Below are 13,430 nucleotides of genomic sequence, written 5' to 3' on the forward strand. Positions count from 1 at the left end.
TCAACGATCGCCCAGAAGGAGGCGGCCGTGGACCGTCCAGGCCGTAACGGCCAGATCATCACCTTCTACTCGTACAAGGGTGGGGTCGGGCGAACCATGGCGCTGGCCAATATCGCGTGGATCTTGGCGAGTACCGGCCGCCGAGTCCTCACGGTGGACTGGGATCTTGAGTCCCCGGGCCTGCACCTTTACTTCATGCCGTTCCTGACCGACCGCCGGCTGCGCCAGACACCGGGTGTAGTCGACGCGATCATGGATTATCGGAAGCGAGTCCAGGAGAGCGGGCCGCTGGATCAAGCGACGTTGCACCGGGTGGCCCGGGTGCAGCGCTACGCGATTTCCCTCGAGCGCTACGAGTTCCCCTCCGGGGGCAGCATCGACTTTCTACCCAGCGGCCAGCAGGTTCCTGAGTACTCGAGCACGGTCAGCAACTTTGATTGGTCAGAGTTCTGGGACGGGCTGGATGGCGAGGCCTTCCTCAAGACCTGGGCCGACGACATGCGGGCCAATTACGACGTCACGCTGATCGACAGCCGGACCGGGCTGAGCGACAACGCAGGCATTTGCACTGTGGAGATGCCGGACACCGTGGTCAACTGCTTCACGTTCAACAACCAGAACATCGACGGCGCGGCCGCCGCGGCGCGGGCGATTCTGGAGATGCGCGAGTCGCGCGGAAACCCGGTGCGGATCTTCCCGGTGCCGACCCGGGTGGAGGACGGCGAAGCGGCCAAACTGGACCGGTGGCGCGGCACCGCCCAGCACCGATTCCGCTCGCTGGTCACCGATCTGGGCTATGCCGACCCGGTCAAGTACTGGGGCACCGTCGAGATCCCGTACAAGGTCTTTTACGCCTACGAGGAGTCGCTGGCTACCTTCGGCGATCGGGCGCACCAGGAGAACACGCTTCTTGCCGCCTACCAGCGGCTGGCCGGCGAGCTGATCGGCGAACCATGCGAGTTTGACGGCCCGAGTGACACGATGCGGCGGGGTTGGCTGGCCGAGTTCGAGCAGCGGGGGCCGATCAACCCCGGCCGCTTGGTGATCGGCTACACCCCGCGAGATCGGATCTGGGCCGAGTGGATCCAGTTCCAACTGCGCACGGTGGGCCAGCGCAGCGATCTGCAGGACATCAATGCTCCGAACGCCGTGGCCGTGCTGGCGGACGCCGAGCGAGCCCTGTTGTTGCTCTCCCAGGAGTCGGTCCGGCTACCCGCGGCGCTGGCGTTCTGGGACGCTGCCCGGGCGCGTGACGCGTCTACCTTCAGCCGTTTCCTCATCCCGGTCCGGCTGGATGGCTTCCGACTGCCCTCGCCGTTCGATTCGCGTGAACCCGTTGACATGTTCAACGTCTCCGCTGCGCACGCCCGCGAGGCCGTGCTGAGCCAACTGGACCTGCGCGATGCGGTTCCGGTGCACGAGGTTGCCGCCGGCGGCGGTCCTCGGCCACGGTTCCCGTTCGAGCCGGCGCAGGTGTGGCACACCCCCTCCCGGAACCTGGCCTTCACCGGGCGCGACACGATCCTGGAGGAACTGCGGGAGCGCCTGAACGCCAGTAATGCCGACAACGGCCCGGCCGTACTCCAAGGCATCGGCGGCGTCGGCAAGACGCAGATCGCGATCGAGTATTTACACCGTTTCGCCGCCGACTACGACATCGTCTGGTGGATTTCCGGTGACCAGCCGGGCCTGGTGCCGGCTACCCTCGCGGACCTTGCCGGGGTCCTGGACCTGGAGGTGTCCGGCAGCGTCGACAACCAGAAGGCGGCGGCTCTGGAAGCGCTGCGGTTGGGTAAACCGTCACCGCGGTGGGCAGTCATCTTCGACAACACCGACGATCCGGAGCAACTCCGCGATCTGGTGCCGACGGGCCAGGGTGATGTCATCGTGACCACCCGGGGCGGCGAGTGGTCGCGTGAGGCGTGGACCATCGACGTCAACGTCTTCACTCGCGAGGAGAGCGTCGAGCTGATCAGCCGCCGGGTGCCCGGGATCGACCGGGCCGGTGCCGATCAGATCGCCGAGAAACTGGGTGACCTACCGCTGGCCGTGGAGCAGGCGGCCTCCTGGCTGGCCGCCACCGCGATGAGCCCGGACAGCTATCTCGAGATTCTGGATGAGAACCTGCCACGGATCCTCGAGCTGAAGGCTGGGCCGGATTATCCGCACCCGGCCGCGCAGATCTGGCGGGTTCCGCAGCAGCGGCTGCGAGAGTCCAACCCGGCGGCCGCTCACCTGGTCGAACTCTGTGCGTTCTTCGCACCGGAGCCGATTCCTACGGTGTTGTTGTCCAGCCCCGGCATGGTCGCGGCGCTTGGTCGCGACAACCCGCGCCTCAGAGACCCGCTTCTCTATGGTTCACTTGTTCGGGAGATCACCCGATATGGGCTAGCTCGTCAGGATTCGTCGATTCAGGCACTCAGGATGCACCGTTTGGTCCAGAATGTTATCCGAAGCGACTTGACGACGGAGGTACAGCAGGAGAGGCAGAGGCAAGTGCACGCAATCCTGGCTGCCGAGCGCCGGGGTAACCCGGATGAGAGCAGTAGCTGGCCTGCCTACCAGCGCCTTCTGCCACATCTGGAGCCCACCGGCGCGCTCGATTCGGACGACCCTGACGTTCACAAGCTGATCGTGGACATGGTCCGATCGCTGCGCAGCCGCGGAGACCTGACCGCCAGTCTGGGCTTGGCCGGGCGTGCCTTCGATGGTTGGCTGGAACGGTACGGTGCCGACGACCCGTCCGTGCTGCGGATTCGGTTCGAGTTGGCGAACACCCTGCGAGCCCTCGGCGAACACGAATCCGCCCTGGAGACCGACACCGACGTCCTCGAACGGATGACGCAGGTGTTCGGTGCGAAGCACCCGTACACCCTGATGGCAGCCCGGGGCCGGGCCGGCGACCTGCGCGGCGTCGGCCGGTACGCCGAGGCCCGCGCGCTCGACGAACAGACTCTCGTCGACCTGCAGACCACGATGGGTGGCGAAGACCCCGAGACGCTGAAGGCCGCGAACAACCTCGCCACTTCGCTACGCCTTACGGGTGACTTCAACGGCGCCGTGCGGACCAGTGAAGAGGTTGTCGAGCGTCGTCGCCGGGTGACCGGGCCGGAGGACTACTACACCCTCCTGTACAGCATTCTGTATGGCCGCGACCAGCGCGAAATCGGTGATCTGGCGCGTTCGCGCGAGACCCTGGAAACCGCTGTCGGCGCCTGCCTGCGAGCCCTCGGTGACCGCCACGAGTTGACCCTGCTGGCCCGCAAGAACCTCGCCGTCACGCTACGCCGTCTCGGGCTCATCGAGGAGGCCAAAGGCCTCAGCATCAGCGTTCGGGACGCTTTCGAGGAGACCGTCGGTCAGCGGCATCCGCACACGCTGGCGGCCGGTCTTGAAGTGGCCTGTGCGTTGTCGGCGGCCGGCGACAACGCCGGTGCCGGCGTCGCCGCCGGGGACGTGCTCGCGCGCTATCGGCAACGGCAGAGCGCCAACCACCCCTTCACCCTGGCCGCTCAGAACGATCTCGCGATCTTCCTGTTGCGTGACGGCCGGACCGAGGAGGCCCGCGGGCCCCTCGACGAGGCCGCCGCGGGTTTCGCCGAGGCGCTTGGTGAGGAGCACCCCTACACGCTGCTCTGCAGCAGCAACCGAGCCAACGCGATGTTCGCCATGGGTGAGATCGAGGCAGCTCGGACAATCGATGAGAACAACTACACACGGTTGCGGTCTCTGCTCAGTGCCGGTCACCCCGCCGTCATTGCAGCTGCCGCCAACCTTGTCGCCACCCGACTGGCGGCCGGTGATCAGGAAAGTGCCGAGAAGCTGCGCGAGGACGCCTTGCGTACCTGCCTCGATCGGCTCGGCAGCGACCACCCACATACGGCGTCGCTGCGCGACGGCGCCCGGATCAACAGCGACATCGAGCCTTCCGAGACATGACCTACCCGCACCGGCGGGAGCGGTTTGACGGTGGCGCTAATCTGTTCCGGTTGCGAGCCGGGATCTACAAAGGGGTACGAAGTTGAGGTCGTCGGCGGAGCCGCAGATCGACGGGAGTATCCCTAACATCATCGATGTTCCCTGGTCAAAGCTCATGACGGAGGGGTCCGATGCGCTGGGTCACGCACTGCGGCGGCGGCGTGAGACCGACGCCGAGCGTCCTGGAGTCGTTGCCTTGGCCGAGCAGATCAGCCTTTTCAACAACTTCATGTAACCGGTTCGGGTGGCAGCCCTGCCTCAAGTCGCGTCAGGGGTTTCGGTTGAGGTCCTTCGTTCTGCGGCACCCGGGGTGACCGCTCCGGCCGCGGTGCCCTTTCGTCACCTGTTGCTGAAGGTGCACAGCAGGTGCAACCTCGCTTGCCGCTACTGCTATGTGTACGAACACGTTGATCAGTCCTGGCGCGACCGCCCCAAGGTGATGGCGCACGAGGTTATCGATGTAGCCGCACGCCGGTTTGCCGAACACGCAGTGACTTGGGATCTTCCGCGGGTGGCCGTCACCTTTCACGGCGGCGAACCGCTCCTGGCCGGTCCGGACGTGCTGGAGTACGCGATCGGGGCGATGCGGGACGCCATGCCGGCCGGGGTGGCCGTGCGGTTCACTGTGCAGACCAATGGCATCCTGCTCACCGAACCGATCCTCGACCTGTTCCGCCGCCACCAGGTTCGAGTCGGGGTGAGCCTCGACGGCGGCCGCCAGGCGAACGACCGCGAACGCCGGTTCGCGAACGGACGAGGGAGTTACCACCAGGTCGCGGCAGGCCTGGCGGCGTTACGGGCCGAGAAATACCGGCACCTCTACGGGGGTCTGCTGTGCACCGTGGATGTGCGCAACGACCCCGTCGAGGTGTACGAGGACCTGCTCGCCTTCGCCCCGCCCCGCATTGATCTGCTGTTGCCGCACGGTAACTGGACCCAGCCGCCGCCGGCGCGTATCCCCGGCGACCCGCGGACTCCGTACGCCGACTGGCTGATCCCGATCTTCGATCGCTGGTACGACGCGCCGCGTCGGGAGACCGATATCCGGTTGTTCAGCGCGATCATGTCGCTCCTGCTGGGTGGTCCGAGCGACACCGAATCGGTCGGCCTGACCCCGATCGACTTCGTGATCGTGGAGACCGACGGAGCAATCGAGCAGGGTGACGCCCTCAAGACCGCAGCCGAGGGCGAAGCGGCGACCGGATGCAACGTCCTGGATCACCGATTCGATGACATCCTCGGGCTTCCCGGCATCCGGGCCCGCCAGACCGGCCTCGCCGGCCTGGGCGCGACCTGCCGGGCCTGCCCGCTGGTCCAGGTCTGCGGCGGTGGCCACTACGCCCACCGGTACGAGGCGACTTCCGGCTTCACGAATCCATCGGTCTACTGCGCCGACCTGCAGCGACTCATCCGGCACATCCACGGCCGGATGAGCGAGGACCTGCACCGGCTGACCGCCGACACCTCGACGGGGACCAATTCGTGAATGTCCGCCCGCACGGGCTCACCAGGGCGCAGTTCGCCGACATCGCTGCCGGCGGCGGCGATGCCCAAGCGCTGACCGGGCTGGCCGAGGCGCAGGTGAGCAAGCGCCTGCTGCTGCTGAGGGAGGTGCGCCGGGTTACCGGGCTGGGAGACGAGCCGGCCTGGGCGCTGCTGGATGCCGTGATGGACGACAACCCCCCGGCGGGGGTACTGGCGAACCTCGGCGGTCCGTTCACCGACCTGTGGGCGACCCGCCTGCTGCGGCGTCCGGGCGGGAAACCTACGCCGGTTGAGCGCCGGTACCTGGCCGGCCTCGCGGCGGCGGTGGCGGTCGTCGCGCAGAAGCCCTTCGAACTGTGGCTGGACTCGGCGGACGGCGGCGTGTTTCTTCCTGGGCTGGGCCGATTTGACGGTGGTGCCTGGGCGAACGGGAAAGTCCTGATCAGTTACGACGGCGAGACACTGGGAACGGACGGACCACAGGCGCGTTGGACACCGTGTCGTTCGGCCGCTGAGGGTGTACTGATCGACGATCTGGACCCGAACCGGGACTGCTTCGGTAAGCCGGTAACCGATCGATTGCCGGAGGCCGAAGCCGCCGCGCTCGCGGACCTCTGCCGGTCCGCCTTGCGTCTGATCGATGAAGATTATTCCGGTTACGCGCCCACTGTCCGGGCCTGTTTTCGGGTGCTGATTCCGCTGGTCGAGCCGGCCGCCGGGTCGGTAAGTGTGTCGCATCAGAATGCGTTCGGGGCGATCGCCACCTCCGGTCCGACCGACGCGGCCCAGTTGGCGCTCACGTTGCTGCACGAGTCCGCGCACCTCAAGTTGTATGCCCTCCTGGACCTCGTGGATCTGGTCCAGCCGGGATGTGACGAACTTTTCCACGCACCCTGGCGCAGCGATCCGCGTCCGCCAGGTGCCCTCCTGCAGGGTGCATATGCGCATGCCGCGGTCGCCGGCTTCTGGCGTGTCCGGCGTCATCGGATTACCGGTCCGGCCGCCCGAGCGGCCGAGTTCGAGTACGCACTGTGGCGTGATCACGCCCGCCGGGCCGTCGAGACCCTGTCCCGCCCCGGCGTCCTGACCGAGCTCGGCGTGGACTTCGTCGCCAATCTTGCCGGTTGCCTGGATGGCTGGCCGGACGACATCCGGCCGGACATCCGGGCCGGAGTGACGGCCAGCGCAACGGTCACCGACGTGGAATGGCGGCTGCGCAATCATGAACTCACCGACTCCGGTGCCCGTGAATTGGCCGGTGCCTACGCCGAGAATCGGCCGTGCCCACCGCTCCCGGCCCCGCGAGTGACCGCCGGTCTGATCGGTGCGGCCGCGATGGCGAACGAACAGGCTCGGGCACTCCGCCAGGCGGCCATCGCTGCGGAAACCGCCGAGGAGCCGCCAACCGTCGCCGACCTGGACGAGCGACTGCTGGCCGACCCGGGTGACGCATCGGCCTGGGCGCTGCTCGCCCTCGCCCTCACCGGTGCCGCTGCGCAGACCGTCAGGGAACGGCCTGAGCTGGTCCGCACCCTGGCCGCGACGGGGATCCGGCCCTCGGCCGCCGCGGCCTGGCTCTCCCCGCGTTTCGCGGCGGCGGAGGACAGCGTCTGACGTGTACGCCGGTGGCTAGGGCTGCGCCGGGTCGATGTCGCAGTTGAGCCGGGTCCGGGTGCGGACCGCGACGGAGTTGGGGTGATCGGGGCCGAGGACGCGATGCGACCGGACCAGGATGCTCCGGGTCATTTCGTCAGCCTGAGCTGTCTCGCCGAGCGTCCGCAGACTGATCGCCAGGTTGTTCTCGGCCGCCAGGGTGTCCGGATGATTCTGGCCCAGAGCCTCGTTGATCGGCTCGCGCAGGCCCCTGTTCACGGCCAGCGCGCCGCCGTGATCGTTCAGGTCGTACATCACGTTGGCCAGGTTGATTCGGCAGGCCAGGGTGTATGGGTGGTCCGGGCCGAGGGTTGCAGTGAAGCGTTCGACGACTCGCTCGGCCAACGGCAGAGCGGCTGAGTATTCGCCCAGTCGGCGTAGGAAGATCGCGACGTTGTTCTCGCAGGACAGCGTGAACGGATGGTCCTCGCCGACCTTGTCCCGGTAACCACTGAGGGCAGCCTCGCCGGTCTCCCGGGCTTCCACGTGATTGTTCAGCGCCGACTGGTCACAGGCCAGATCATTGCGGCAGGCGAGCGTCTCCAGGTGGCTCGGGCCGAGCTTGCGTTCGTGCCGGATCAGGGTCTGGGCAGTCAGCGCGTGTGCGGCGGTCAGCGACCCGGCCTTGCGCAGAGTGACCGCCAGGGTCCGGGCCAGCCGGAGCGATTCCGGGTGGCTCTCGCCCAGGTCCTCGGTGGCAATTTCCAGCGCGTGTGCGAGTACGTCCCGCGCCTCGTCGAAGTGGCCGAGGTCGCGCAGGTCGCGGCCGACCGCCGCCATCGCCTGCAGGGTGACCGGGTGCCGTTCGCCGAAGACCCGGCGCCGGATCTGGTAGCACTCCTGGTCGAGTTCGGCGGCGGCGGTCAGGTCGCCGACCAGCGAGAGCGAGAGCGCGAGATTGTTCATCGCGTGGGTGGTCCGGAGATGCTCGTCACCGAGCACCCGCCGAGACCGATCCAACGCCTGTTCGCTCAGGTCCCGGGCCTCCGCGTACCGTCCCTGCACCCGTAGATCTGCGGCCAGCGAGGAGACCGCCATGATCGTGTACGGGATGTTCGGCCCGAGGAGCTCGGTCAGTTGTTGGTGCACGTCGGTATCGGCCGCGTAGGCGTCCTCGTAGCGGGCGAGAGATCGCGTCGTGTTCGCCAGATGGAGGCGCAGTGACAGGGTGGTCACGTCGTCCGGCTCGCCGTGTGTCAGCCGCCAGCTGTTCAGCGCCGCGTCGCCCAGCTCCTGACTGCTCTGGTAGTCGCCGGCTTTCCAGAGGTAGCGCACCGTGTCGATGACCAGCTGGCGTACCGACTGGGTTGCTGAACCGAGCGCGCCGGACCGCTCCAGGTGCTGGTGCAGACGGCGATAGGTCGGCCAGTGGGTCGGGCGGTCCGGGTCCTTCGGATTGAGCGCGCCCAGCACCTCGTGGACGTGCTGGCGGTTGATCTCTCGCTCGGCCGGCGGCAGCCCATCCTGGATCACGGCCTGGACCAGACGGTGCAACTGGATGGTGGACTGGCCGGTGTCCAACCGGGCCAGCGCGTAGCGGCCGATCTCCTGGATCAGGCGGCCCTGCATCAGCGGTTCACTGAGCAGGGGGTCCAGCGGAAGCAGGATGTCGATGAAGCGCTCGTTGTAGAAGAACGACGTCGGGATCGGCTCCGCGGCAAAGAAGGCGCAGATCTCCAGCAGCTTGGCCGCGGCCGGCATGTGTTCCCGGATCCGCTCGAGGGACAGCCGCCACGTGGCGGCGACCGGGCGCTCGTATCCCGTCGGTGGGCTCCCACTCAGCATCTGCGGCAGTTGGGTGTCAAGCAGACCTTGGTACGTCCGCACCGACATGGCGGTGGCCGCCAGCCAGGCGCCCGCCTGTTCGACTGCCAATGGCAGATCGCCCAGTCGCTCGGCCAGCGACTCGGCCTCCTCGTCGGACATCGTCGGCACCCGCCGGTGCAGCAGCGCGACACTCTCCGGCCGGCTGAACAGGCCCACCTCCACGGTGGTCGCGTGCCCGCCCCAGGTGAGGTTCCGCGAGGTCAGGAGCACGTGGCCGGGTCCCTGTGGCAGGTACGGCTCGATCTCCGCCGGGTCGTCGACGTTGTCGAAGATGAGCAACCAACGCCGGTACGGGATACCCCGGCGCAGCGCGTCCAGCACTCCCTTCCAGGCCTCGCCGACGTTCTCCGCGTTCGGCAGGTCGAGCAACTGGGCCAGATCTGCCATCGACTGCCGGACGTCGCTGGGGCGCTCGGCCGAGATCCACCAGACGATGTCGTAGTTGGCGGCGAACCGGTGGGCGTACTCCAGCGCCACCTGGGTCTTGCCTACGCCGCCGAGGCCATACAGAGCTTGCGGGGTCACCACCGTGACGTCGGCGGCGAGCCGGTCGCGTAACACCTCGAGGAGCTGCCCGCGACCGGTGAAGGTCGCATTGCGCTGCGGCACGTCCCACACCGGCGGCTGGCTGGCCGGGAACCGGATCGCGGCCTGGGTGGCTTCCCGCCGGTCGCTGTCGCTCTGTGGAAGATCATCGAAGACCGCCCGAAGCGCCTGCCGGGCTCGGTCCTCGGTGAGGTTCATCAGGTCGACCTCGGGCACCCGGGCCAGGAATGGCGACGGCAGCGGCGAGGCGTCGAGCCGGATCGGTACGAGCATGCTGCCGCTTGGCTCTTTTTCGATGATCGTGCGCCACAGCGATGCCGCGTTCGGCGATTCCACGTAGTCGCGGGAGAGCAGGACCAGCACCCGGGCCGCCGGGTCCAGCCAGGACTCCAGCGCCGGATCCGAGCCGTGCACCGGCCCGCCCAGGTCGATCTCGCGGAGCGTCACCCGGAGGCCGGCGGAGTCCAACTCGCCGGCGATCCAGTCGGTCCAGACCCGGTTGACCGAGGCGTAACTGATCAGTACGTCGTTGCCGAGAACCAGCTTCTGCCGTTCGAACTGGGCCAACCGCCGCCGGCGTTCCCGCTCGTCCAGCGCCGGGATCTCGGTCACCTCGCCGTTGGTCAGCCGGCCCGCGAGCCGTTCGAACGACGACAACAGCGAATACTCCTGACGGGAGCGCTCGCCGAACACCGCGAGGATCTCCTCGTACGCGAAGAAGGGTTTGTAGGGAATTTCGACATCACCCCAGTAGGCATCGATGTCGTCGGGACTCAGATCCAGGTGCCCGGAGAACCGATGCCGGGCATGGTCCCGGCCGGCCTCCAGTTTGAACTGCTCGCCGGCCTCGACTCGCATCGGCACCGGCAGGATCCGAACGGGGTTCTCAGTTCGCTGCTGCCGAATCGCGTTTGCCACCGAGGCGGCCCCGTCGATGCTCTGGTCGTTGAGCGTGAAGCAGTTGATCACCGTGTCCGGCATGAAGATCGTGCAAATGCCGGCCGAGTCGCTCAGCCCGGTGCGGCTGTCGATCAGGATGAAGTCGTACTCCTGGTGCATGCTGTCGCGCAGGGCGCTCAGGAACTCCATCCCGTTGAGCCGCTGGTAGAAGTTGCTCCAGTCGAACCCGCTCACGCGCTGGGAGTAAGCCGCGTCCTGGACGCCGGCCGGCAGCAGATCGAGCGTGCCGATACCGGGGAACCGCGCCGTGAGCGACACCGCCTCGCGTTCCACGTCGGCGTAACGCCGGTACCAGTGGGGGTCGTCGGCTGACGTGTGCGGGTCGACCACCGCCGTGGCGAAATCGCGCAGCAGATCGATCACCCCGCGGGAGTGGCGCAGCTTGGGGTCGGCGAGGAACGGCCGGAAGTACGAGTGCAGGCCGGGTGACTCGAGGTCCCAGTCGACCGCGAGCACGCGCTTGCCGTTGGCCGCGAGGATCCAGGCGACGTTCGCCAGCGCCATGGTGCGGCCAGTGCCGCCCTTGAAGGAGTAGAACGTGATGATTTGACCGCGGTTCGGGATGGCGTCGGTCATGTGCGTTCTCCTTCGAGGGTCCGGATCACGGGCCTTGCAGGATCGGTCGGCCGACCGGTTGGCCGGCCGGCCGGTGGTAGGCGTGATGGGTGATCAACGCTTCGTTGCGTGCGCGTTCGAGGACCACTCGCAGGTCCTCGCCGAACGCGCCGTGGCTGATGATGCTCATGCGGAACATCACCGCCGGTAGTTCGCCGAGCCGTCGGTCCAGGATTTGCCGAAGCTGCCAGGCCAGCTCGTCGTGCCGATCCTGGGTCTGCCGGTCGGTTGCGCCGGCGGGCACCATCACCGCGGGTGGCGGCGTGCCGGTCGCCGGCTCGCCGCTGCCGTAGAGCTGCAGTGCATTGCGCTGTTCGTCAAGGTGGACCGCCCAGAGGTCGATCAGCATGATGACCACCTGCCCGCCCAGCCCGGCCTCGGTGATTGCTTGAGGCAGCGCTGCGCCGTCGGTGACGACCGTGGTGAAGTGCAGCTCCTCGGCGATCTGCTGGGCGAAGGCGACCAGCGGGAGCAACAGCTCCGGGCGGTACGGCATCCAGGCCGTCGGTGTGCTGCCGTAGTACTGCGCGTCGCGACCGGCGGCCGTGGCATCGGCGGCGGTCGGAGCGACAACCACGAATCGGACGGTCTGGCCGTTCGACCCAGCGGGGTACGTCGGCGGGGTCGGGACCAGGACCGCGGGGTGCGGATCGCTCGGTGGTTGCTGCTCGGCCTCCGGAGCCGAACCACTGCTCAGGTCCATCGTGGCTGGTGGAGCCGCGGTGACCGTGACCAGCGCGTCCTCGTTCGCCGGGGCGGGCCGCGGGCTGGGGATCGTCAATTCCGGTGCAATGTGCGCGGATTGCCCGAAGGCGCTGGTCACCCGCTGGAACTCCGGGGGCGAGGGCATCGGGGGCACGTGTCCGGACTCGGCGACCCGGACGATCTGCCGGGCCAGGCTGTCGATGAAGTCGACGTAATCGGCGTGATAACGGCCCAATCTGATCATCTGCCGCAGGCCCTTGTCGGCGTACGCCAGCGGCAGCATTTCGTGTTTGTACTGCAGTTCCTCGATGATGGCGGGCAGGGTGAGCGGGGGAATCCACAGCAGCGGCAGCAGTGCGGCCGGTGGGTTGCCGCCCGGATTCGCGTGTTGGGCGAGGCGGTCGGCGAAGACCGTCCACTCCCGGCCGCACGCGTCGCTGCGCAGGTAGCGCGGCGAGATCAGGGCGATGAAGGTGCCGGCCCGAGCCAGGTCGGTCATCAACTGCCGGGACCAGGTGGTGCCGAATTCCATGCTGTGCGTATCGAGGAAGCCGACCTCGGTCCCGGGCGGCAGTCCGGCATGGTCACGGACGTCGTTGCAGAGATCCTGATAGAACCGCTTGGTGGTCTCGGCGTCGTCGCCGCGCGCATAGCTGAGGAAGAAGTAGCATCGCTGAGAGCGGTCGGGGCGATCGTCGTGATGCAACCGGCCCCTCCCGCCTGCACGATGCTGATAGTGGCCGAGAAGACTGCAGACAGTGGAGCTTCAGCCGGTCCATACACAGGTCACTGCCAGTACGAAGCCGCGTGCGCACAGTATATATTGCGGCGCACGGCATCCGGGATGAAGAAATAGACGCCTGCCGTTGTCCTAGCGATGCCGGCGGAACCATTTCCCGGCGTAAGCCACTGTCTCCGGCACGGGCAGAAGCCGAGCGCCGGCCGCACCGACGGCTCCTCTCGCGACCTGGCCGGTTTCCCGCTCAAGATCCACGCCGAGCTGAGTGAAGTCGCTCGCGTCCAACCTGGTCCCGAGATATGTCACCCATTCGCGCCCGTTCTCGGTGTACATCGCGCATGAGTTCGGTTGCCTGGGCAGCGAACCCGGTAGCCGGTACTCCGCGAGGTGAAACGCGGTGCACCTGTCGTACCCGACGCCTAGGAGCAACGTGTGCCCGCCGGCTGCTTCGATGGCCGCCAGCGGTGAGTTCTCGCCGAGTTCACTGTCCAGGTCATGCCGGGCCGTCAGCTCGGCCGCCCGGGCGCCGACGGCTGCGAACGAGACCTGTGGGTGACCGCTGCGATGTGCGCCGGGCCAGGTTCGTACGGTCTCGGCGATCAGGCCCATCGCCCGGCAATCGCTCAAGGCCGGATCGTACGGCGGCAAATGCTCCCGGATCTGGGGCCACCAGCTATCGGGCACCGACGGGTCGCCCCACCGTGACGGGTCGCGGTTGGTCGGCGTCTGGGCCGGCACGACCAGGGTGCCGGCCGGGGTCAGGACGTCCAGGAGCGCCTCGACCACGGCGACGGCTCCCCCCACCACGTAACCGAGGGAGCGCAGCGAGCTGTTCAACAACAGCACGCCGCCGGGCGATACACCGATCGCCCGGAGGTCGTCGCGCAGCATCGAGCCGGTGACCAGCACCTTCGGCGGCACG

Annotated in this window: 6 protein-coding genes; 3 read left to right on the forward strand and 3 right to left on the reverse strand. The window is 67.7% G+C overall.

Features of this window, described 5'->3' with window-relative positions; all coding sequences use genetic code 11:
- Window positions 1-27: 27 nt before the first annotated feature.
- From fxsT (Ate02nite_RS34955) to Ate02nite_RS34965, 3 genes are all read left to right on the forward strand, one after another.
- Window positions 28-3,939: an FxSxx-COOH system tetratricopeptide repeat protein gene (gene fxsT / locus Ate02nite_RS34955; RefSeq protein WP_203812169.1), complete on the forward strand. Its 3,912-nt coding sequence runs from the start codon at window positions 28-30 to the stop codon at window positions 3,937-3,939.
- A gap of 367 nt (window positions 3,940-4,306) precedes the next feature.
- Window positions 4,307-5,464, forward strand: a complete 1,158-nt coding sequence (locus tag Ate02nite_RS34960) for an FxsB family cyclophane-forming radical SAM/SPASM peptide maturase (RefSeq protein WP_203812222.1) — start codon at window positions 4,307-4,309, stop codon at window positions 5,462-5,464.
- The gene (locus tag Ate02nite_RS34965; protein ID WP_203812170.1) at window positions 5,461-7,077 is read left to right on the forward strand and encodes an aKG-HExxH-type peptide beta-hydroxylase; all 1,617 of its coding nucleotides are present in this window, start codon (window positions 5,461-5,463) and stop codon (window positions 7,075-7,077) included. The genes Ate02nite_RS34960 and Ate02nite_RS34965 overlap by 4 nt, the downstream gene beginning before the upstream one ends.
- Window positions 7,078-7,092: 15 nt before the next feature.
- Here the strand turns inward: Ate02nite_RS34965 and fxsT (Ate02nite_RS34970) are convergent, their stop codons facing one another.
- The 3 genes from fxsT (Ate02nite_RS34970) to Ate02nite_RS34980 form a co-directional block, all read right to left on the reverse strand.
- Entirely contained in the window at window positions 7,093-11,025 is a 3,933-nt protein-coding gene (gene fxsT, locus Ate02nite_RS34970) for an FxSxx-COOH system tetratricopeptide repeat protein (protein ID WP_203812171.1), read from the reverse strand.
- Between the two features lie 25 nt (window positions 11,026-11,050).
- Window positions 11,051-12,475 (reverse strand): TIR-like protein FxsC, encoded by a 1,425-nt coding sequence (locus Ate02nite_RS34975; protein ID WP_203812172.1) that lies wholly within the window; start codon window positions 12,473-12,475, stop codon window positions 11,051-11,053.
- 165 nt (window positions 12,476-12,640) lie between these two features.
- Window positions 12,641-13,429, reverse strand: a complete 789-nt coding sequence (locus tag Ate02nite_RS34980) for an AAC(3) family N-acetyltransferase (protein ID WP_239147939.1) — start codon at window positions 13,427-13,429, stop codon at window positions 12,641-12,643.
- Window position 13,430: the final 1 nt, after the last annotated feature.

Source organism: Paractinoplanes tereljensis (assembly GCF_016862435.1).
Classification (GTDB): domain Bacteria; phylum Actinomycetota; class Actinomycetes; order Mycobacteriales; family Micromonosporaceae; genus Actinoplanes; species Actinoplanes tereljensis.